This is a genomic window from Janthinobacterium darwini (assembly GCF_051380905.1).
Classification (GTDB): Bacteria; Pseudomonadota; Gammaproteobacteria; order Burkholderiales; family Burkholderiaceae_D; genus Janthinobacterium.
The window spans coordinates 385,407-406,019 of the sequence record NZ_JBNYXX010000003.1 but is presented as its reverse complement, the minus strand read 5'-3'; the positions used below and the strand labels follow the sequence as shown (position 1 = coordinate 406,019).

Here is a 20,613-nt window from a genome sequence, read left to right as displayed (position 1 = left end):
TAATTTCCTACCGTATTCCCAACGCTGTATCGACGCCCAACAAAACCGTAGCGAGCGGTAGTGATTTGTGGCTAAGAAGCGCAACCGTGCTCTGCACGGGGGCGCCGAGCCGGTGAGCATCGCCGGCCGCAAAGCGCGCCGCGCAGTAGCTTCGCTTGGGCGTCCTGCATCAGGCAGGGAATACACCCGTCGACAAGTAACGGTCGCCGCGATCGCAGACGACGAACACGATGGTCGCGTTTTCCACCGTTTGCGAGATGCGCAGCGCAATTTCGCAGGCGCCGGCCGCGGAGATGCCGCAGAACAAGCCCTCTTCCGCCGCCAGGCTGCGCGCCATGCGCTCAGCCACTCCCTGACTCACGTATTCCACTTGGTCCACGCGCGACTTGTCGTAAATTTTCGGCAAGTACGCTTCCGGCCATTTGCGGATGCCGGGAATCTGCGATCCATCCTCTGGCTGAGCGCCGATGATCTGGATGGCGGGATTCTGTTCCTTCAAATAGCGCGACACGCCCATGATGGTGCCCGTCGTGCCCATGGCGCTGACGAAATGCGTGACCTGGCCATTGGTATCGCGCCAGATTTCCGGTCCCGTGCTTTCATAGTGGGCGCGCGAATTGTCTTCGTTGGCGAACTGGTCGAGGATCACGCCGCGGCCATCCTTCTGCATCTGCTCGGCCAGGTCGCGCGCATATTCCATGCCGCCCGTCTTCGGCGTCAATAAAATGTCGGCGCCGTAGGCGGCCATGCTCTGGCGGCGTTCCACGCTGAGGTTGTCTGGCATCAGGAGCAGCATCTTGTAGCCGCGCAAGGCGGCGGCCATGGCCAGCGCGATGCCCGTATTGCCGCTGGTGGCCTCGATCAGGGTATCGCCCGGCTTGATGACACCGCGCTCTTCAGCGCGCTTGAGCATGGACATGGCAGCGCGGTCCTTCACGGAGCCAGCCGGATTGTTGCCTTCCAGCTTGCCGAGGATGACGTTGTTGCGCGCAATCGCATCGGCGCCCGGCAAGCGCGTCAGTTGCACCAGCGGGGTATTGCCTATCGTATCTTCAAGTGTCTTGTAAGCCATCGTGTCTGTTTGAGTAAATTCAACAAAGACCCATTCTAATATGAGATGCTGGACGGCGTATGGCTAAAAACCGCCGCCCCGCCAGGCAGCCCACGCTGCGCCCGCCTGCGCGCCAGGCCGCATGGCGCCTGACTTTGCGCCATGCCAGGGCTGCCGCGTGCGTTGCGCCAGCGAGCCGCGCGCGCATGCGCTAGACTCGTGACGGTTAGTTATTTTAGTAATTTGCTTATTCAATCAATGGATCAGTCATGAGCAGCAGCGCACCCGAATTCATCCCCGAAACCACGCAGGACGATCCCGTCCAGGCCAGCAGCCTCGATATCCAGGGCCGCATGCACCAGATTTCCCCCGTTTTCACCGAAGCGGAACTGCGCCGCTTGCAGCGCTATGGCGCGGTCTGCCACTATGCGGACGGCGCCACCCTGTTCGAGGCGGGCAGCAGCAGCTTCGGCATGCTGGTCATCCTGGCGGGCCACGTCGCCGTCACGCGCCACGAGGGACTGGGCCGCACCTCGCTGATGCGAGAAGTCGGCCCCGGCCACTTCATCGCCGAAGTGGCGCAGCTGTCGGGCCGCCCCGCCCTCGTCAACGGCCATGCCGTGGGCGACGTGGATGTGCTCGTGATCAGCTCGGAATCCCTGCGCGCGCTGATCGTGGCGGAAGCGGAAATGGGCGAGCGCATCGTGCGCGCCCTGATCCTGCGCCGCGTGGCCTTGATCGAAGTCAATTCAGGCGGCCCCGTGCTGGTGGGGCCACGCGGCAATGGCAATCTGTTTCACCTGCAAAGTTTCCTGTCGAGCAATGGCCACCCGCACACAGTGCTCGACCCGGCCAGCGATGCGGCGGCAGCCGCGCTGGCCGAGCGCTACCAGCCAACGCAGCAGGAATGGCCGCTGGTGGTGTGTCCCGACGGCAAGGTCATGAAGAATCCCGGCAATGCGGAACTGGGACGCTGCCTGGGCATGCTGCCCGATTTGTCCGGTGACAAGATCTTCGACGTGCTGGTGGTGGGCGCCGGGCCAGCCGGTCTGGCCACGGCCGTGTATGCGGCCTCGGAAGGGCTATCGGTGCTGGCGCTGGAGCAGCGCGCCTATGGCGGCCAGGCGGGCGCCAGCGCGCGCATCGAAAATTACCTGGGTTTTCCCACCGGTATTTCCGGCCGCGCGCTGGCGGGGCGGGCCTATGTGCAGGCGCAAAAATTCGGCGTCGAAATCGCTACCCCGGCCAGCGCCGCCAACTTGCTGTGCGACAGCTGGCCCCTGCGCGTCAATCTGTGCGACGGCACCCAGGTGCGCGCCCGCACGGTGGTGCTGTCCTGCGGCGCGCGCTACCGCAGGCCATCGCTGGCCAACCTGAAAACGTATGAAGGACGGGGCGTGTACTACTGGGCCTCGCCCATCGAAGCCAAGCTGTGCAAGCAGGAAGAGATCATCCTGGTGGGCGGCGGCAATTCGGCAGGCCAAGCCGCTGTCTTTCTATCCGGCCACGCCGCCAAGGTCCACATGGTGATCCGTGGCGAAGGGCTGGCGGCCAGCATGTCGAGCTATCTGATCGAGCGCATCGCCGCCACGCCCAACATCACCCTGCACACGCACACGGAAATCATCGCCCTCGAAGGCGACGACGATGGCTTGACGGGCGCCCGCTGGCGCAACAATCAAACGGGCGAAGAGTGCGATTGCGCCTTGCGCCGCGTGTTTCTCTTCGTCGGCGCCGATCCGAACACGGACTGGCTGCACGACTGCGCCGTGGCCGTCGATGAACAGGGTTTCATCCGCACGGGCTTCGACGTCACGCGCGCCGAATGCCGCGCCCACGGCCATGCAATCTACCCGCCCGACTTGCCGGACCGTGCCGCGCTGGAAACGAGCGTGCCGGGCGTGTTCGCCATCGGTGACGTGCGCGCCGGCTCGACCAAGCGCGTGGCCGCCGCCGTGGGCGAAGGGGCGGCGGTTGTTTCGCAGATTCACGGCTTTCTTGCGCGCCTGCCAGTCGGTTCCTGATTAGCGCAACGGCATGGGGTAGTTTGCCACGCTGACATTGCCGTCGCGATCGATGGCCTGGACGCCAAAGAAATAGTTATCTTTAGACAGCTTGACCTTGGCCTCGGTGACATTACCCACGTCCTGTGCACCCTGCCACTGGTCTGCCGTGGTGGCGCGCCAGACGATGCGGTAGCCGGCCAGGTCCGGCTCCGTGTTCGGCTGCCATTGCAGCGAAGTGGCGTTCTCCAGCTGGGTCGTGCGCACCTGCACGCCGGCGGGCGCGGCGGGCGCCAAGGCCAGAGAAGCAAGCGCCGCCGCATTAACCCTTGCCACTTTCGCCACATAATCGTAGTCGACGAATTGCGGCAAATCGCCATACTGCACGCCATGCTCCACGCGCACATCCTGATGCTGGTGGGAGAAATCCTCGTGCGGTTCCGTGAAGCGCAGCGCGGCGTAGCCTTGCGCGAGGAAAGGCATATGATCGCCGCCACGCAGGTAGCGGTCGGCGCGCTGGATGACGTTGACCGTAAAGCCCGGTACGTAGCGCTCGCCCACCTGCTTCACGTGGCGCGCCAGCTGGCGCGAGATGGAATCATTTTCTCCACCCGTCGCCACCAGGGCGCGCACGCCATCGCTCATTTCTTTCACTGCAGGGATGCCCTCGGCAAACAGGCGCACCTGGCCGCCATCGACCGTGCCGTCGTCGGCGCGCGAACTGCCGATGATGTCGTTATTGAGCATGCCAGCGATGTTGAGCTTGTTCAACTTCGCCTGCTGCGCCCAATGGCCGGAACCCAATAAACCCTGTTCCTCGGCCGCCACCGCCATGAAGACGAGCGTGGCATCGAACTGGTAGCGCGCCATCACGCACGCCATCTCGATCACGGCCGCCGTACCCGATGCGTCGTCGTTGGCGCCGGGCGCGTCGCCCTGCGCATCCATCACGTCGGTGGCGCGCGAGTCGTAGTGGCCGCTGACGACATAGATGCGCCCGGCCGATTGCGGCTGCTTGCCCGGCAGGGTCGCGACCACGTTGACGATTTCCGTCGGCCTAGCTATGCGCTTCGACGCGGGCGCCACATGGCTGTCGAACGCCACCTGCAGTCGTCCGCCCGCCTGCGCGCCGCAGCGCTCCAGCTCAGTCTTGATCCAGCGCCTGGCCGCGCCGATGCCGCGCGTGTCGGACACGGTATCGGACATGGTGTGACGCGTCTGGAAACTGACCAGCTTGCGCACGTGCGCCTCAATGCGCTGCGGCGATATCTGCGCCACGACGCGCTCGATCTGCGGCTGCACCGCTTCGGCACCCGGCGCTGCCGCCACGCCCGCCGACAGCATGGCTGCCGTCACTCCCGTCAACATCCCAACCATGCCGAAGTCTCCTGATCATTAACATTGATGATTGATCATTCTCGCATTTTTGACGGCAGGCAAGGATGTTCCAGGATGAAAATCGTGCATTGCAGAAACTGCTACAATCGGCCACTACCCGTCCCGCTCAGGAAAGACACCCGCATGCGCCAGTCCCCCCTCTACACCGCACGCCGTACCAAGCGCGCGGTCCGCTGACGGTGCGCCGCATGTTCGTCAAACTGCTGCTGCTGGCCACGCTGTTTGCCCTGCTCAGCATCGCCGCCCTGTACAGCTATGGGCGCTTCGCCGAACGGTCGCTGGGCGCACCGGGAGCAGCCTTGCCCGTCGCTGCAGACGCCACCCTGCTCGACCGCGTGCTGGCGCCGCAGCTGGCGCAACGCCCGGACCAAAGCGGCACGGCCCTGATCGACGACAATCTCGAAGCGTTCGCCCTGCGCGCCCTGAGCGCGCGCGAGGCGGGCCGCAGCATCGACCTGCAGTACTACATCTGGCACAACGACGTCACGGGACGCCTGCTGGTGCGCGAACTGCTGCGCGCGGCAGACCGCGGCGTGCGCGTGCGCGTGTTGCTCGACGATATCAACGCGCGAGGCCAGGACGCCGCCATCCTCGCGCTCGACAGCCATCCGCTGATCGACGTGCGCATCTTCAATCCGGGCCGCAACCGCGATGGCATCTGGCTGCGCGCCGTGGAAATGGCCTTGCGCGCCGTCAGCCTGAACCGGCGCATGCACAACAAGGCCTGGATCGTCGACGGCAGGGTCGCCCTCGTCGGCGGGCGCAATATCGGCGATGAATACTTCGATGCCGCCGAGCAAGTCAATTTCCAGGATGCCGACTTGCTGCTGGTGGGGCCCGCCGTGCAGCAGACGAGCGACATCTTCGACCGCTTCTGGAACAGCCGCGCCGTCATCCCCATCGGCGCCTTGCATGCCGGCAAAAACGCGGGCGCTGCGGAACTGCAGGGTGTGCGCGCCCGCCTCGATGCGCTGACGGGCGAACTGGGCGCCTCGCCCTACCTGCGGCAACTGACCGATGCGGGCCAGTTGCAGGCCCACCTGGATGGCCGCCTGCGCCTGCACTGGAGCGCGCAGGTACAAGTATTGTCGGATCCGCCGGAAAAAGCTGCGCCCGTGGCCAGTTTGCAGCGCAGCGAGCACTGGCTCATGCACAGCTTGCTACCCCTGTTGACGCAGGCGCGTGAAGAAGCGCTGCTGACTTCGCCCTACTTCGTGCCCGGCCAGGCGCTGACGCAGACCCTGGCCGAGAAGGTGGCCGCCGGCGTCAAGGTCCAGGTGCTGACCAACTCGCTGGCCGCCACCGACGTTGCCCTCGTGCACGCGGGCTATGCGCGCTACCGCGAAGCACTGCTGGGCGGGGGCGTGGACCTGTTTGAATTGAAGACCCTGCACCGCAAGCGCATCAGCCTGATGGGTTCGAGCCGCGCCAGCCTGCATACCAAGACCGTGGTGGTGGATGGCCAGCGGGGCTTCGTCGGCTCCTTCAACCTCGATCCCCGCTCGGCCCAGCTGAACACGGAGATGGGCGTGCTGTTCGACGATGCCGCGCTGGCGGCCGACATGCGCACGCTGTTCCTGCACTCGACGGCTAGCGATACCAGCTATCGTGTATTCCTCGACAACGGCGCCCTGCGCTGGTCCGACGCCACCGAAGAGCCCGCCAAGGTGTGGACGCACGATCCCGAAGCGGGCTTCTGGCGCCGCATGCTGGTGTCCGTGATGCGCTGGCTGCCGATCGAGTCACAGTTGTAGGCGCATAAAAAAACCCCGCGCGGCCGGTACCACGCGGGGTTTTCTTCTCGTGCTGCGCGGCACCACCACGCAACACGCTTTACAGCAACACGCTTACTTTTTCTCGGCTTCAGCCTTCTTCGCATCAGCGGCAGCCAGCTTCGCCTCTTTCTTCGCGGCAGCGGCGGCAGCCTTCGCTTCTTTCTTGGCCGCGGCAGCTTCCTTCTTCGCTTCCGCAGCGCTCTTCACCGGCGCGGCGCCATCGGCTGCGGCGGCAGGAGCGGCAGCCTTGGCGGCGGCGGCTTCTTTCTTGGCAGCTGCAGCGGCGGCCTTGGCTTCTTTCTTCGCGGCAGCAGCTTCTTTCTTCGTTTCAGCGGCTGTCTTGGCTGGCGCCACAGCGGTGTCGGTCGCAGCAGCTGGCTTCGGTGCGGCTTCTTTCGCTGCAACTTCCTTCACAGCAGCTTCCTTTTTTGCCGGGGCAGCTTTCGCCACCGGGGCCGCTGGCGCGCCGGACTTGGCCTGGCCATTCACCTGCAAGCCCGCTTCCGACAGTTTCACGGCACTTTTCGGGCCGATGCCCTTCACGCGACTTTCGAAATCAGCCCAATCCTTGAAGGCGCCGCCCTTGGCGCGTTCATCGACGATGGCTTTCGACGTGACGGGGCCGATGCCCTTGACGCTGTCGAGTGCCGCCTGGTCCGCCTTGTTGACATCGACCTGGGCAAAGGCAAAGCCCATCGTCGCGATCAGGGTGACGATGGCCAGCAGTATTTTTTTGAACATGGGTATCTCTCCGTGGTGTGGTTTCAAGATGACTCGAACGCAAGGGAGGAACAGCGCCTTAACGGCTTTAACGGCTGGGGCGTGATACGGTTGACAAGACGGGACAGCGGAAGAAGGGGACAACCTGCGCCAGATCAAACGGCCGGCGCAGGCAAGATGTGGAATACAGCGGCGATTACTGCGGGAACAGCTCTTCGCGGGTGACGGTGGCCGTGCCCAGCTTGCCGACGACGATGCCGCCGGCCCGGTTGGCCGTACGCACAGCGTCTCCCAGGCCCATGCCGGCGCCCAGCATGGCCGCCATGGTGGCGATCACCGTATCACCCGCGCCCGAGACGTCGAATACTTCGCGCGCATCGGTAGGCATGTGCAACACCTCATCGGCCGTGTACAGGCTCATGCCCTCTTCCGAGCGGGTCAGCAGCAAGGCTTCCAGGCCCAGTTGCGCGCGCACCTGCTGCGCGCGCTCCGTCAATTGCTCTTCCGTATTCCAGTTACCGATCACGCGGCGCAATTCGGACTTGTTCGGAGTGAGTACTGACGCTCCTGCATAACGGCTGAAATCATCACCTTTCGGGTCGACCATGACGATCTTGCCGGCGGCCCTGGCAGCCTTGATCATCTCGGCCACATTCACCAGGCTGCCTTTGGCATAGTCCGACAGGATCACCACGTCGTAGTGCGGCAGCAGCGCATTGAATTGCTTGAGCTTGTCGCGCAGCACCGTATCGCTGGGTGCATCCTCGAAGTCGATACGCAGCATCTGCTGCTGGCGGCCGATCACGCGCAGCTTGATGATGGTGGAAATGGCCGCGTCGCGCTGCAGATAGCTGTGTATGCCGCCCCCCTCAAGCAGACGCTCGACCTGGCTGCCGGCCTCGTCGTCTCCGACCACGCCCAGCAGGCTCGTCTTCGCTCCCAGCGCGGCGGCGTTGCGTGCCACGTTGGCAGCGCCGCCCAGGCGCTCCTCGCGCTTCTCGATGCGCACGATGGGCACCGGTGCTTCCGGTGAAATACGGCTGACGTCGCCGAACCAGTAACGATCCAGCATCACATCGCCCACCACCAGCAGGCGCACCTGGGCCAGCGCGGCCGGCGCCGTCAAGGCTGCCACCTCGTGGGCGCTCATGCGCGTGTCAGGATCGAGCGACCGATCCCGTGGTATTCGATGCCATTCTCGGCCATGACGGCCGGCTCGAACAGGTTGCGTCCGTCAAAGATCACGGCCTGCTTCAGGCGCGCCTTGACCTGCTCGAAATCGGGACTGCGGAAGGCTTTCCATTCGGTCACGATGACCAGCGCATCGGCGTCCTGCAGCGCATCCTTCGAACTGTCGGCAAAGCGCACCCTTGCCAGTTGCTCCGGCGTCAAGTCCAGTTGCAGCACGCGGCGTGCCTCGGCCATCGCGACGGGGTCGTACACGGCCACCGTGGCGCCGCGACCGAGCAAGTCGGCCAGCAGGACGCGAGCCGACGCTTCGCGCATGTCGTCTGTATTCGGCTTGAAGGCCAGTCCCCACACGGCGAAATGCCGGCCCGTCAGATCTTCGCCGAAGCGAGTGACCACTTTGCGCCCCAGCACCTGCTTCTGCTGGTCGTTGACGGCTTCGACGGCACGCAGGATCAGCAACTCCTGCCCGTAACCGCGTGCCGTGCGCTCGAGCGCCTGCACGTCTTTCGGGAAGCAGGAACCGCCATAGCCGCAGCCCGCGTACAGGAAGCTGTGGCCGATGCGCGGGTCGGAACCGATGCCGTGGCGCACGGCCTCGATATCGACACCCACCTTATCGGCCAGGTTCGCCAGTTCATTCATGAAGGAAATACGCGTAGCCAGCATGGCGTTCGCCGCATACTTCGTGAATTCGGCCGAGCGCACATCCATCCAGTACGTGCGCTCGTGGTTGCGGTTGAACGGCGCGTACAGGATTTTCAGCAATTCGCGCGCGCGCTCGCCATCCGGTGTGGCATCGACGCCGATGACGATGCGGTCCGGTCGCATGAAGTCTTCGACGGCCGCGCCTTCCTTGAGGAATTCCGGATTCGACGCCACCGAGAACGTGGCGGCAACACCACGCGCGTCCAGTTCGCCCTGGATGGCGGCACGCACTTTTTCGGCCGTACCAACGGGCACGGTGGACTTGTCGACGATGACCTTGAAGTCCTTCATGTACTTGCCGATGCCGCGCGCGGCCGCCAGCACGTATTGCAGGTCGGCCGAGCCGTCTTCATCGGGCGGCGTGCCGACGGCGATGAATTGCATCACGCCGTGCGCGGCGGCGGCCTCGACGTCGGTGGAAAAGGTCATGCGGCCGGCGGCGCGGTTGCGCGCCACGACTTCTTCCAGCCCCGGTTCATGGATGGGGATGCCGCCGCTGTTGAGCAAGGCTACCTTCTGTGCGTCCAGGTCGAGGCAAAAAACATCGTTGCCCAGCTCCGCCAGGCAGGCGCCCGTCACGAGGCCCACATAGCCCGTGCCGATAATGGTGATTTTCATGGTTGTGCCGTATTTCTGAAATATAGGTGTTACATACGAGTACACGCCACGTTGCGCGGGGCAAGGTGGCGTGTACGATTGATCAGTTCATGACATTCAATTCTTCCGTGCGGCGTGGCGGGTAGGTTTCCCACTTGTTGCAGCCCGGGCAATGCCAGTAGAACTGGCGTGCCTTGAAGCCGCAGTGGCTGCACTGGTAGCGGGCCAGCTTCTGCGTGTAGCCATGCACGAGGTTCTTCACCATCGACAGCTCGGACCAGATGGCGGCCGGCGCATCCATCATGCGCGCCTCGAGCAGTTTGTCCAGGCCCAGCAAGGTCGGCGTGCGGCGCAGCTCGGCGCTGACCAGCTGCTTCGCCGCTTCCACGCCGTCGAGTTCGATGACAGCCTTGAAGACGACTTCGATCAGGTCGATCGACGACGCCTCTTCCAGGTAGGAGCGCAGCAGATTGACGCCTTCCTGCGCACGCCCCACCTTGGTGTAGCCATCCATCAGGCGCTGCGCCACCAGGGCCACGTGCGGCACGCTTTGCTGCTCCACGCGGCGCCAGGTGGTCAGCGCGCCTTCCACGTCGCCACGCGCCAGCAGCACGTCGCCCGTCAGGATGGTGGCGCGCACGCTCTTGCGGTCTGTCAGCAGGGCTTTTTCCAGCAGCGGCATGGCGTCGTCCGGCTTCATGTGCACCAGCGCGTCATGCGCCAGTTCGCAATAAAACTGGGCGATTTCCTTCTGGCGCGCGCCGGCGCCCGCTTCCTGCAAGCCCACGGCCGCTTCGATGGCGCGGGGCCATTCCTTTTCGCGCTGGTAAATTTCCAGCAGCGCGCGGCGCGCCTGGGCCGCATATTGCGTGTCGATCAGGCTATTGAAGGTTTCTTCGGCGCGGTCCAGCAAGCCTGCCTTCAGGTAATCCATGCCCAGCTCGTAGGCGGCGTGGCCTTGCTGTTCCACCGGCAAGTCCGGGCGCGCCAGCAGGTTCTGGTGCACGCGGATGGCGCGCTCCGTCTCGCCGCGGCGGCGGAACAGGTTGCCCAGCGCAAAGTGCATATCGGCCGATTCCGGGTCCAGCTTGACGACTTCGATGAAGGCATCGATGGCCTTGTCATGCTGTTCGTTAAGCAGAAAATTCAAGCCCTTGAAGTAATTGCGCGGCAGGCTGCGCGATTCGGACACCAGTTGATGAATGTCAACACGCGCGGCAATCCAGCCCAACGCGAAAAACACCGGGATACCCAAGAGCCACCAGAGTTCAAAATCCATGCGATTGTTTTTATTCGAGTAAGAGAGATAGGAGCGATGGCGCCGCTTACTGCGCGCTCACGCTGTCCGGTTGCGGTTGGACATTGCTGGCCACGCCAACGGTTTGCAGCGCGGCAATGGTGGTTTTTTGCTTGCTTGCTTCGCGGCGGTGACGAAACACGGTCGGCGTCAGGGCCAGGACGCCCAGGCTGGCGCCGGCGACAAAAAAGCCCAGCAGCATCAGGACCAGGGGGCCGCGAATTTCATAATTGAGGAAAACATGCAGGTCGACAACCTGCGCATTCTTCAGCGCAAAACTGAAGAACAAGACGAAAAGAACACAGCCAACGATGGTGGAGATGATTTTCATCGATACGCCCAGAAAGTACAAAAAATGCCCGTATGGCACAACCTTGGAATGCCTGGCAGAAGCGTAGCGAGCGTCAGTGATTTGTGGCCAAGAAGCGCAACCGTACTTGAGTACGGTGAGCATCGCAGGCCGCAAAGCGCGACGCGCAGTAGCTTATGTCAGGTATTCTCAGCATATTAACAAAAAAAAGCGGCATCCAAGGACGCCGCTCTTTATGTCGCCTTCCAGCAGACGATTAATCCTCGATAATCGGTTGCCCGACCATCGCGTCCACCCGCTCGCGCAACTGTTTGCCCGGTTTGAAGTGGGGTACCCGTTTTTCAGGAACCATCACCTTGTCGCCGGATTTCGGGTTGCGACCGATGCGCGGGGGCCTGCTGTTCAGGGCAAAACTGCCAAAACCGCGGATCTCGATACGCTGACCGGTCGCCAGGGCGTTGGTCATCGCATCGAGAATGGTCTTGACGGCATACTCCGCATCTTTCGCCACCAGCTGAGAATAACGCTCAGCGAGGCGGTTGATCAGCTCGGACTTTGTCATCTGCCGTATCCGCAGTCTTAGTTCTTGTTATCGAACTTAGCTTTCAACAAGGCGCCCAGGCTGGTGGTGCCCGAAGCTGCGTTGTTGTCGGTAGCTGCCATCTTCTGCATGGCTTCCTGGGTTTCAACATTGTCTTTCGCTTTGATCGACAGTTGGATACCACGGGCTTTGCGGTCGATGTTCAACACCATTGCTTCGACGGTATCGCCGACTTTCAGGTGCGTACCAGCATCTTCAACGCGGTCGCGCGAGATTTCGGAAGCGCGCAGGTAGCCTTCAACTTCTTCGGACAGTTGGATCACGGCGCCTTTAGGCTCAACCGATTTAACGGTACCGGTTACCAGCGAGCCTTTGTCGTTCATGGCTGCGAAGTTGTTGAATGGGTCACCTTCCAGTTGCTTGACGCCCAGGGAAACGCGCTCGCGCTCAACGTCGATGGCCAGAACGATGGCTTCCAGTTCGTCACCTTTCTTGAAGCGACGCACGGCTTCTTCGCCGGTTTCGGTCCAGGACAGGTCGGACAGGTGCACCAGACCGTCGATGTTGCCGGCCAGGCCGATGAACACGCCGAAGTCGGTGATCGATTTGATCGCGCCGCGGACTTTATCGCCCTTCTTGTGGGTAACGCCAAAGTCATCCCAAGGGTTGGCTTTGCACTGTTTCATACCCAGCGAGATACGACGACGCTCTTCGTCGATTTCCAGAACCATCACTTCTACTTCGTCGCCCAGTTGGACAACTTTGTTAGGAGCAACGTTTTTGTTCGTCCAGTCCATTTCGGAAACGTGTACCAGACCTTCGATACCCTGTTCCACTTCCACGAATGCGCCGTAGTCGGTCAGGTTCGTTACTTTACCGAACAGACGGGTGCTTTGTGGGTAACGACGGGACAGACCGGTCCAAGGATCGTCGCCCAGTTGTTTCACGCCCAGCGAAACACGGTTTTTCTCTTGATCGTATTTCAGGACTTTGGCGGTGATTTCCTGGCCAACCGTCAGTACTTCCGACGGGTGACGTACACGGCGCCATGCCAGGTCGGTGATGTGCAGCAAGCCATCGATACCGCCCAGATCCACGAACGCGCCGTAGTCGGTGATATTTTTGACGACGCCGGTCACGACCGTGCCTTCTTTCAGCGTTTCCATCAGTTTCTGACGCTCTTCGCCCATCGAAGCTTCGATGACGGCGCGGCGGGACAGAACCACGTTGTTACGCTTGCGGTCCAGTTTGATGACCTTGAATTCGAGGGTTTTGCCTTCGAATGGGGTGGTGTCTTTGACAGGACGGGTATCAACCAGCGAGCCCGGCAGGAATGCGCGGATGCCGTTGGTCAACACGGTCAGACCGCCTTTGACTTTACCATTGACGGTACCGACGACGATTTCGCCCGATTCCATCGCTTTTTCCAGAGCCAGCCACGAAGCCAGACGCTTGGCTTTATCGCGCGACAGGATGGTATCGCCGAAACCATTTTCCAGCGATTCGATCGCCACGGAAACGAAGTCACCAACTTTGACTTCCAGTTCGCCGTGGTCGTTCTTGAATTCTTCGACAGGGATGAATGCTTCGGATTTGAGGCCAGCGTTCACGATCACGAAATTGTGGTCGAGGCGCACGACTTCAGCGGAAATAACTTCGCCGGAGCGCATATCTTGACGCGACAACGATTCCTCGAAGAGCGCAGCAAAACTTTCCATACCGGTAGATTCGTTAGTTGTAACAGTAGACATAGGGTTCACACAAGTTAACCAGCAGAGATCGCACCATGCGACTTAAACTGGGTTAGGTTTTTGACACACCCGGACTGGCCAGGGGCCGTCACGGGCACCACATAGCAAAAAGACGCTATTTTGTTACGGCGGCATACCATTTCAACACGGTTTCAACGGCAACATCTGCCGTCATTTCCGACGTATCGAGGACATGCGCCCCTTCCGCGGGGACCAGCGGCGCAATCGCACGGTGAGTATCACGTTCGTCCCGCGCCTGCAAATCCATCAGAAGGTCTTCCATATTAGCAGAAAAACCCTTGTCTATCAATTGCTTGTAGCGCCGTTGCGCGCGCGCCTCGACGCTGGCCGTGAGGAATACCTTCAATGGGGCATGCGGAAAGATCACCGTGCCCATGTCGCGCCCGTCGGCCACCAGGCCCGGCGTCTTGCGAAAACCCAGCTGCAAGCCCACCAGCGCATGCCGAACGGTTGGCAAAACTGCAATTTTCGACGCCGTGTTGCCCACTTCTTCGGCACGGATCTGCTCGGTAACGTTTTCCTGCGCCAGCAGGATTTCGCCGCCTGCAAAATGGCAGGGCAAGTGCTCGGCCAGCTTGGCCAGCGCATGCTCGTCGCGCAAGTCCGTGCCGCGGCGCAGCGCCGTCAGGGCCGTCAGGCGGTACAGCGCGCCCGAATCCAGGTAATGAAAGCCCAGCTTGTCGGCCACGCGGTGCGCCACCGTGCCCTTGCCAGAAGCGGTGGGTCCATCGATGGCGATGACTGGAATGTTGGAGGTTGACATAGTGTTAAAAAATTAATTAAATCAAGGTATCTTTGGCAATCCCCGCGAATGCGGCGAAATACTCGGGGAAGGTCTTGGCCACGCATTTCGGGTCATTAATACGCATTTCATTGCCACGGCGCGCGGCGCCGTCCAGCGAGGCGAGCGAGAAACACATGGCCATGCGGTGGTCGTCATACGTGTCGATGGTGGCGGCAAGAATCTGTGCCGGCGGCGTCACGCGCAGGTAGTCGGCACCCTCTTCCACTTCCGCGCCCAGCTTGCGCAACTCTGTTGCCATGGCGGCCAGGCGGTCCGTTTCCTTCACCCTCCAGCTGGCGATATTGCGCAAGGTCGAAGTACCATCTGCGTACAGGGCGGCCACGGCGATAGTCATGGCCGCGTCGGGAATGTGGTTGAAATCCATGTCGACGGCTTTCAGGACGCCGTTCGAGCGGGCTTCGATCCAGTTCTCGCCCATGGTGATGGTAGCGCCCATCTGCTGCAAGGCTTCGACGAAGCGCACGTCGCCCTGGATGCTGTCGCGTCCCACGCCTTCCACGCGCACGGGACCGCCGCCGATGGCGCCGGCCGCCAGGAAATACGAGGCCGACGAAGCGTCGCCTTCGACGTGAATGGTGCCCGGGCTTTGATATTGCTGGCCCGGCTGCACGGTGAACGACTGCCAGCCGTCATGCTCGACCGTCACGCCGAAACGGCGCATCAGGTTCAGCGTAATCTCGATGTACGGCTTCGAGATCAACTCGCCCGTTACGGCGATGGTCACCGCATGGTCGCGCGCCATCAGCGGCGCCACCATCAGGAGGGCCGTCAGGAACTGGCTCGACACATTGCCGCGCACGGCGATGCGCTGGGCGTGGATGTGGCCGCGGCGGATGCGCAGCGGTGGGAAACCCTGCTCGCCCGTGTATTCAATCTGCGTGCCGACGGCGTTCAGCGCGTCGACCAGGTCGCCGATGGGGCGCTCGTGCATGCGCGACACGCCGTGCAGGGTGTAGTCGCCGCCGATGACGGCCAGCGCCGCCGTCAGCGGGCGGATCGCCGTGCCGGCGTTCCCCATGAACAGGTCGGCCTCGTGGTGCGGGAAGACGCCGCCGCAGCCTTCCACGTGGTGCACCTGGTGGGCCGTGGCCGGGTCGCCCGTCATGTCATCCTGTGTCCATTTGACGCCCAGCGAAGTCAGTGCCGTGAGCATGACAAAGGTGTCGTCGGAGGCGAGCAAGTCGATGATTTTCGTCGTGCCCTTGGCCAGCGCGGCCAGCAGCAGCACGCGGTTGGAAATGCTTTTCGAGCCGGGCAAACGCACCGTGCCTTCGGCGTGCATCACCGGTTTCAGATCGATATGGTGAGGGTAGTGCTTGGTCTGGGTCATGCTGGAATCCTTGAGTATTTATTGTGCGGGCGCGGCAGGAATTTCCGCCGTTTCAATCGCCTCGATCCATTGCTGCCGCGCGTGCTGGGCGTTCGCATACACGCCCTCGATGGCGGCGCCGTCGTTGGCCGCCAGGTGTGCGCGCAAGGTGGTCAACTGCGCCAGGTAGGCATCCAGTTCCTGCAGCAGCGCCGGCTGGTTGGCCAGGCTGATGTCGCGCCACATTTCCGGCGATGAGCCGGCGATGCGCGTAAAGTCGCGAAAGCCGCTGGCCGCGTATTGAAACAGCAGGCCCGCGTGGGACTTTTTGGCGATGTCGTCGACCAGCGCAAAGGCCAGCAAATGCGGCAGATGGCTGACGGCGGCAAACACCTTGTCATGTTCTTCGGGGCTCAAGTTGCGCAGGATGGCGCCGCAGGCACGCCACGCGGCCGCCACCCGTTCCACATCGGCGGCGCTATTTTCTGCCAGAGGCGTGAGCACCACTTTCTTGCCTTGATACAGATCGATGATGGCCGCGTCAGGCCCATTCGTCTCGCGTCCCGCGATCGGGTGGCCGGGCACGAATTGCGCCACCTTGCCACCGAGCGCTGCGCGCGCGGCCACCACTACGTCGCTTTTCGTGCTGCCCGCATCGGTGACGATGGTGCCCGGTTGCAAATGCGGCGCGATGGACGCCAGGATGGCGCCCGTCTGCGCCACGGGCGCGGCCAGCAGCACCAGGTCGGCGCCGGCAACGGCTTGCGCCATGTCGCCGCCGATCTCGTCGATGATGCCCAGCTCCAGGGCGCGCGCCATCGATGCCGGCGAGCGGCCCATGCCGACCACCTTGGTCACCGCGCCCGCATGCTTCAAGGCGCGCGCGAACGAGCCGCCGATCAGGCCTACGCCAAAGATAACTACCTTGTTCAATGCAGGCGTCGTCATATCGTCAGGCCAGCGCTTTCGTCAGCGCGGCGATGAAGATGGCGTTTTCCTGCGGCAGGCCGATGGAAATACGCAGCCATTGCGGCAAGCCGTAGCTGCCCACGGGGCGCACGATCACGCCCTGTTTCAGCAGCGCCAGGTTGACTCTGGCGCCGGCGCCGTCGTCATCGCCCACTTTCACCAGCACGAAATTGCCGTGCGACGGCACGAATTCCAGGCCCAGCTGCGTGAACGCCTCCGTAAACTGCTGGTAGCCGGCCGCATTGTTGCGCGCGCTTTGCTCCAGGAATGCCTTGTCGTTCAGGGCAGCGATGGCGGCGGCCTGCGCCAGCGAATTGACATTGAACGGCTGGCGGATGCGGTTCATCAAATCCGTCAGCACCGGCTGGGCAATGGCGAAGCCGATGCGCAGGCCGGCCAGGCCGTAAGCCTTCGACAAAGTGCGCGAGACAACCAGGTTCGGATATTGGCGCACCCAGGCCGTCGATTCGTACTGGTCGTCGGCCGACAGGAATTCGTTGTAGGCCTCATCGAGCACCACCACCACGTGCTGCGGCACCTTCTGCAGGAACGCTTCGAGCTGCGCTGCGGTCAGGAAGGTGCCGGTCGGATTGTTCGGGTTGGCGATGAAGATCAAACGCGTATCGTCGGCAATCGCCGCCGCCATGGCGTCGAGGTCATGGCCGTAAGCTTGCGCCGGCACGACGATGTGGCGCGCGCCCAGGCCTTGCGTGGCCAGCGCGTACACGGCGAACGAATACTGCGAGTACACCACGGATTGGCCATGCTGCACGAAGGCGTGCGCGGCGATTTCCAGGATGTCGTTGCTGCCGTTGCCCAGAGTGATCCAGTCTGCCGGCACGTCATAGCGCTTCGACAGCACGGCTTTCAAGTCAAAGCCGTTGGCATCCGGGTAGCGGCCCAGGTCATCGATGGCGGCGATCATTGCCTGCTTGGCCGATTCCGGCATGCCGTACGGGTTTTCATTCGATGCCAGCTTGACGATGGCTGCCTCATCGAGGCCGAATTCACGCGCGACTTCCGCGATCGGTTTGCCGCTCTGGTAAGGGGCGATGGCGCGGACGTATTCTGGACCGATATTTTTAGACATGGTGTTCTTTAAAAGTTGGTGAATGATTAGGCTGGTGGCTGTTGTTGGGTTACGCTGCGCTAACCCAAGCTACGGCTTATTGTAGGTCGGATTAGGCTGCAAGCCGTAATCCGACACCACCGTCGGCGTCACAGACTGACCGGATACGACCCCAGCACCTTGAAAAACGCCGCATTGCCTTGCAACTCGGCCAGCGCCTGAGCGACGGCAGGGTCGTGCACATGGCCCTCCACGTCGACATAGAAATAATACTCCCAGCTGCCCATGCGCGCCGGGCGCGACTCGAAGCGCGTCATCGACACGCCATGCTTCGCCAGCGGCGCCAGCAACTGGTACACGGCGCCCGCCTTGTTCGGCACGGCCAGCACCAGTGACGTCTGGTCCTTGCCCGACGGCGCCGTCTGCAAGGTCCCTACGACGGCAAAGCGCGTGCGGTTGTGCGGGTCGTCCTGGATATGGCCCTTGACCACGCCCAGCTTGTACTGCGCGCCCGCCAGTTCGCTGGCGATTGCCGCCACCGTGCCATCTTCTCCGGCCATACGGGCCGCTTCGGCGTTCGAGGCCACGGCGTGGCGCGCGATGTGGGGGTAATTCTGGTTCAGCCACACCTGGCACTGCGCCAGCGCCTGCGAATGGGCGCAGATGGACGTCACGCCGTCCATGTTGCCGCTCTTCGTCATCAGGCTGTGGTGCACGGCAATGGCGACTTCACCACTGATGATGAGGCTAGTCTGCAGCATCATGTCGAGCGTGCGGTTGACGGCGCCTTCCGAGGAATTTTCGATCGGCACCACGCCGAAGTCCGCCGTTCCCGCCTCGGCGGAGCGGAACACTTCGTCGATGGATGCGCACGGCAAGCCTTCGACGGCGCTGCCGAACTGCTGATAGACAGCCTGTTCGCTGAAGGTGCCGGCGGGGCCCAGGTAGGCGACGGTGACGCGCTTTTCCAGCGAGCGGCAGGACGACATGATTTCGCGGAAGATAGTCTGCACTTCGCGGTCGCCCATGGGGCCGGGATTGCGCTCGGCGACGCCGCGCAGCACCTGCGCTTCGCGCTCGGGGCGGAACACAGGCGCCTGCGTTTCGGCCTTCACGTGACCCACTTGCTGGGCGATTTGCGCGCGGCGGTTCAGCAGCTCGAGGATTTGCGCGTCGATCGCATCGATCTGTTCGCGCAGCGGTTTCAATTTATCGGTCATGGTTGTTTGTTTCGTCAGCTGTACTTCAATCATGGCCGCACGGCCTGCGCCGGCGGCGGGCCGGCGCGCTTATTCATGAGAATACCGGACAAAATGATCAGGGCTAGGCGTGTTGCCGCTGGCAGTACGAATGTACGACAAGGCAATGCAACAACGCCCTGGACTTTTTGGCAGGCATTCTAGCGTCCGGCAAACTCGTTCAAATAATTGACCAGGGCTTGCACGCCCTCGATCGGCATCGCGTTATAGATCGATGCACGCATGCCGCCGACGGACTTGTGGCCCTTCAGTTGCAGCAGGCCGCGCTGTTTCGCGCCGGCCAGGAATGCGTCGTTCAAGCTTTCGTCGCGCAGATAGAACGGGATGGTCATGCGCGAGCGGTATGCGGGGTCGACCCGGTTCTGGTAGAAATCATCCGCATCGAGCGCTGCGTACAGCAGCGCCGCTTTGTCAATATTACGCTGTTCCATGGCTGCCACGCCACCTTGGCGTTTGAGCCACTGGAAAACCAGGCCGGCGATATAGATGCCGTAGGTGGGCGGCGTGTTGTACATCGATTCATGTTCGGCCACGATGGTCCAGTCGAAAGCGGACGGGCAGATCGGCAGCGCCTTGCCCAGCAAATCTTCGCGCACGATGACCAGGGTCAGGCCAGCCGGGCCGATATTCTTTTGCGCTCCGCCAAAAATGACGCCATATTGCGATACGTCAATGACACGCGACAAAATGTGCGAGGACATATCGGCCACGATGGTGGTCCCTGCTGGCACATTCGGCGCTTGCTGGAATTCCACGCCATCGATGGTTTCATTCGTGCAGATGTGCAGATAGGCAGCGCCCGGCGTGAGCTTCCACTCGGAGACCGGCGGCACGCCCGTGAAACGGGCGGCCTTGGAGGACGCGGCCACATTGACGTTGGCGTACTTGGCCGCTTCCTGGATCGACTTGCCCGACCACGAGCCCGTGTGCACGAAGTCGATGGTGGCCGGCTGCTGCGCAGCCAGGCCCACCAGGTTCATGGGGATGATGGCGTTCTCGCCCAGACCACCACCCTGCAGGAACAGAATCTTGTAGTTCTCGGGTACCGCCAGCAGTTCGCGCAGGTCGGCCACCGCCTGCTTGTAGATGGAAATGAATTCGGGACCACGGTGGCTCATTTCCATCACCGACATGCCGCTGCCATGCCAGTCCTGCATTTCCGCAGCCGCCTGGGCCAGCACTTCCTTGGGCAGGACGGCGGGGCCGGCGGAGAAATTGTAGATATGGGTCACGATACGGTCCTTGGAAAAATGGAGTTATTGGGGCGACTGCGTGGCCGCCCGCATGACTTGCTCAAGCACGGCATTCACGCGGGGGATCAGCACGCGCTGGCTGATGGCCATCGACTCGGCCGACAGTTGCGGCATCGTGGCCAGCATCTTGCGTCCCAGCGGCGACTTGTAGAAGGCCGTCAGCTGCTCAACTTCCTGCACCGTGTAAAAACGCGCGTACAGGGGCACCATTTCGGCGCTCAGATCGTCGATCAGGGTCGGGTCGGCCAGTACCTGCGTCAGGGTGGCGATGGCAACGGGGATTTCCTCCTCGGCGCTGGCCAGCGCGCGCGCCTTGCGCTGCTCGTCCAGCTTCGGGTTGCTGCTGATTTGCTGCTGCGCCGACTGGCGGATCATGGCGGGCACCGATTGCAGCATCTGGTCGAAGATGCTGCGCGTAAGCTGCGGGAACTGCATCGCGTCGAGCATGCGCCGCACGGCCACTTTCATGGCGGGACTGGGCGCGGCCTGGCGGGCGGGCGTGGCTTGCGCGCTCTGGGCCAGGGCCGGCAGGGTTGCAAGGAAGGCCAGCGAAAACGCGGCGAAGAAGGTGGCGACGATTTTTCTCATG

18 protein-coding genes are annotated in these 20,613 nt (G+C 62.5%); 2 read left to right on the top strand and 16 right to left on the bottom strand.

Annotation, left to right across the window (positions count from 1 at the left end):
• Positions 1 to 169: 169 nt before the first annotated feature.
• Complete coding sequence (cysM, locus tag ACQ4WZ_RS20305) at positions 170 to 1,072, bottom strand: cysteine synthase CysM (protein WP_101484254.1); 903 nt, start codon at positions 1,070 to 1,072, stop codon at positions 170 to 172.
• Positions 1,073 to 1,320: 248 nt separating this feature from the next.
• Between cysM and ACQ4WZ_RS20300 the strand changes: the two genes are divergently transcribed.
• Positions 1,321 to 3,075: an FAD-dependent oxidoreductase gene (locus tag ACQ4WZ_RS20300; protein WP_436574355.1), complete on the top strand. Its 1,755-nt coding sequence runs from the start codon at positions 1,321 to 1,323 to the stop codon at positions 3,073 to 3,075.
• Here the strand turns inward: ACQ4WZ_RS20300 and ACQ4WZ_RS20295 are convergent, their stop codons facing one another.
• Positions 3,076 to 4,431, bottom strand: a complete 1,356-nt coding sequence (locus tag ACQ4WZ_RS20295; RefSeq protein WP_436574354.1) for a M28 family peptidase — start codon at positions 4,429 to 4,431, stop codon at positions 3,076 to 3,078.
• A 209-nt stretch (positions 4,432 to 4,640) separates the two neighbouring features.
• Between ACQ4WZ_RS20295 and ACQ4WZ_RS20290 the strand changes: the two genes are divergently transcribed.
• Positions 4,641 to 6,206 (top strand): phospholipase D family protein, encoded by a 1,566-nt coding sequence (locus ACQ4WZ_RS20290; RefSeq protein ID WP_436574353.1) that lies wholly within the window; start codon positions 4,641 to 4,643, stop codon positions 6,204 to 6,206.
• A gap of 93 nt (positions 6,207 to 6,299) precedes the next feature.
• Here the strand turns inward: ACQ4WZ_RS20290 and ACQ4WZ_RS20285 are convergent, their stop codons facing one another.
• From ACQ4WZ_RS20285 to ACQ4WZ_RS20220, 14 genes are all read right to left on the bottom strand, one after another.
• Complete coding sequence (locus tag ACQ4WZ_RS20285) at positions 6,300 to 6,968, bottom strand: ComEA family DNA-binding protein (protein WP_436574352.1); 669 nt, start codon at positions 6,966 to 6,968, stop codon at positions 6,300 to 6,302.
• Positions 6,969 to 7,143: 175 nt separating this feature from the next.
• Positions 7,144 to 8,097 (bottom strand): D-glycero-beta-D-manno-heptose-7-phosphate kinase, encoded by a 954-nt coding sequence (gene rfaE1, locus ACQ4WZ_RS20280; RefSeq protein WP_101484249.1) that lies wholly within the window; start codon positions 8,095 to 8,097, stop codon positions 7,144 to 7,146.
• A complete protein-coding gene (locus ACQ4WZ_RS20275; RefSeq protein ID WP_133993791.1) occupies positions 8,094 to 9,461 on the bottom strand; it encodes a UDP-glucose dehydrogenase family protein in 1,368 nt (455 codons plus the stop codon). The genes rfaE1 and ACQ4WZ_RS20275 overlap by 4 nt, the downstream gene beginning before the upstream one ends.
• Positions 9,462 to 9,543: 82 nt before the next feature.
• Positions 9,544 to 10,719 (bottom strand): lipopolysaccharide assembly protein LapB, encoded by a 1,176-nt coding sequence (gene lapB / locus ACQ4WZ_RS20270; protein WP_101484247.1) that lies wholly within the window; start codon positions 10,717 to 10,719, stop codon positions 9,544 to 9,546.
• Between the two features lie 46 nt (positions 10,720 to 10,765).
• Entirely contained in the window at positions 10,766 to 11,068 is a 303-nt protein-coding gene (locus ACQ4WZ_RS20265) for a LapA family protein (protein ID WP_077400759.1), read from the bottom strand.
• Between the two features lie 235 nt (positions 11,069 to 11,303).
• Positions 11,304 to 11,609, bottom strand: a complete 306-nt coding sequence (locus tag ACQ4WZ_RS20260; RefSeq protein WP_008446215.1) for an integration host factor subunit beta — start codon at positions 11,607 to 11,609, stop codon at positions 11,304 to 11,306.
• Positions 11,610 to 11,626: 17 nt separating this feature from the next.
• Positions 11,627 to 13,339 carry a 30S ribosomal protein S1 gene (gene rpsA / locus ACQ4WZ_RS20255; RefSeq protein WP_071650172.1) on the bottom strand — a complete coding sequence of 571 codons (1,713 nt, stop codon included), beginning with the start codon at positions 13,337 to 13,339 and terminating at the stop codon, positions 11,627 to 11,629.
• A gap of 115 nt (positions 13,340 to 13,454) precedes the next feature.
• Positions 13,455 to 14,123 carry a (d)CMP kinase gene (gene cmk / locus ACQ4WZ_RS20250; protein WP_101484246.1) on the bottom strand — a complete coding sequence of 223 codons (669 nt, stop codon included), beginning with the start codon at positions 14,121 to 14,123 and terminating at the stop codon, positions 13,455 to 13,457.
• Positions 14,124 to 14,139: 16 nt separating this feature from the next.
• A complete protein-coding gene (aroA, locus tag ACQ4WZ_RS20245; protein ID WP_133993793.1) occupies positions 14,140 to 15,495 on the bottom strand; it encodes a 3-phosphoshikimate 1-carboxyvinyltransferase in 1,356 nt (451 codons plus the stop codon).
• 18 nt (positions 15,496 to 15,513) lie between these two features.
• Positions 15,514 to 16,422 (bottom strand): prephenate dehydrogenase, encoded by a 909-nt coding sequence (locus ACQ4WZ_RS20240; protein ID WP_101484244.1) that lies wholly within the window; start codon positions 16,420 to 16,422, stop codon positions 15,514 to 15,516.
• A gap of 4 nt (positions 16,423 to 16,426) precedes the next feature.
• Positions 16,427 to 17,533 carry a histidinol-phosphate transaminase gene (hisC, locus tag ACQ4WZ_RS20235; RefSeq protein WP_101484243.1) on the bottom strand — a complete coding sequence of 369 codons (1,107 nt, stop codon included), beginning with the start codon at positions 17,531 to 17,533 and terminating at the stop codon, positions 16,427 to 16,429.
• A 128-nt stretch (positions 17,534 to 17,661) separates the two neighbouring features.
• A complete protein-coding gene (pheA, locus tag ACQ4WZ_RS20230; RefSeq protein ID WP_101484904.1) occupies positions 17,662 to 18,732 on the bottom strand; it encodes a prephenate dehydratase in 1,071 nt (356 codons plus the stop codon).
• 179 nt (positions 18,733 to 18,911) lie between these two features.
• The gene (gene serC / locus ACQ4WZ_RS20225) at positions 18,912 to 20,003 is read right to left on the bottom strand and encodes a 3-phosphoserine/phosphohydroxythreonine transaminase (RefSeq protein WP_133993799.1); all 1,092 of its coding nucleotides are present in this window, start codon (positions 20,001 to 20,003) and stop codon (positions 18,912 to 18,914) included.
• Between the two features lie 24 nt (positions 20,004 to 20,027).
• Positions 20,028 to 20,612, bottom strand: coding sequence for a DUF2059 domain-containing protein (locus ACQ4WZ_RS20220; protein ID WP_133993801.1), 585 nt, complete (start codon positions 20,610 to 20,612; stop codon positions 20,028 to 20,030).
• Position 20,613: the final 1 nt, after the last annotated feature.

Excerpts from the sequence above, each read along its gene's own strand:
- ACQ4WZ_RS20265 (WP_077400759.1), bottom strand. The coding sequence starts at position 11,068 with ATGAAAATCATCTCCACCATCGTTGGCTGTGTTCTTTTCGTCTTGTTC.
- rfaE1 (WP_101484249.1), bottom strand. The coding sequence starts at position 8,097 with ATGAGCGCCCACGAGGTGGCAGCCTTGACGGCGCCGGCCGCGCTGGCC.
- cmk (WP_101484246.1), bottom strand. The coding sequence starts at position 14,123 with ATGTCAACCTCCAACATTCCAGTCATCGCCATCGATGGACCCACCGCT.
- ACQ4WZ_RS20295 (WP_436574354.1), bottom strand. The coding sequence starts at position 4,431 with ATGGTTGGGATGTTGACGGGAGTGACGGCAGCCATGCTGTCGGCGGGC.
- ACQ4WZ_RS20300 (WP_436574355.1), top strand. The coding sequence starts at position 1,321 with ATGAGCAGCAGCGCACCCGAATTCATCCCCGAAACCACGCAGGACGAT.
- ACQ4WZ_RS20285 (WP_436574352.1), bottom strand. The coding sequence starts at position 6,968 with ATGTTCAAAAAAATACTGCTGGCCATCGTCACCCTGATCGCGACGATG.
- ACQ4WZ_RS20260 (WP_008446215.1), bottom strand. The coding sequence starts at position 11,609 with ATGACAAAGTCCGAGCTGATCAACCGCCTCGCTGAGCGTTATTCTCAG.
- ACQ4WZ_RS20220 (WP_133993801.1), bottom strand. The coding sequence starts at position 20,612 with ATGAGAAAAATCGTCGCCACCTTCTTCGCCGCGTTTTCGCTGGCCTTC.
- lapB (WP_101484247.1), bottom strand. The coding sequence starts at position 10,719 with ATGGATTTTGAACTCTGGTGGCTCTTGGGTATCCCGGTGTTTTTCGCG.
- hisC (WP_101484243.1), bottom strand. The coding sequence starts at position 17,533 with ATGTCTAAAAATATCGGTCCAGAATACGTCCGCGCCATCGCCCCTTAC.
- ACQ4WZ_RS20275 (WP_133993791.1), bottom strand. The coding sequence starts at position 9,461 with ATGAAAATCACCATTATCGGCACGGGCTATGTGGGCCTCGTGACGGGC.
- aroA (WP_133993793.1), bottom strand. The coding sequence starts at position 15,495 with ATGACCCAGACCAAGCACTACCCTCACCATATCGATCTGAAACCGGTG.
- pheA (WP_101484904.1), bottom strand. The coding sequence starts at position 18,732 with ATGACCGATAAATTGAAACCGCTGCGCGAACAGATCGATGCGATCGAC.
- ACQ4WZ_RS20290 (WP_436574353.1), top strand. The coding sequence starts at position 4,641 with ATGTTCGTCAAACTGCTGCTGCTGGCCACGCTGTTTGCCCTGCTCAGC.
- rpsA (WP_071650172.1), bottom strand. The coding sequence starts at position 13,339 with ATGTCTACTGTTACAACTAACGAATCTACCGGTATGGAAAGTTTTGCT.
- ACQ4WZ_RS20240 (WP_101484244.1), bottom strand. The coding sequence starts at position 16,422 with ATGACGACGCCTGCATTGAACAAGGTAGTTATCTTTGGCGTAGGCCTG.
- cysM (WP_101484254.1), bottom strand. The coding sequence starts at position 1,072 with ATGGCTTACAAGACACTTGAAGATACGATAGGCAATACCCCGCTGGTG.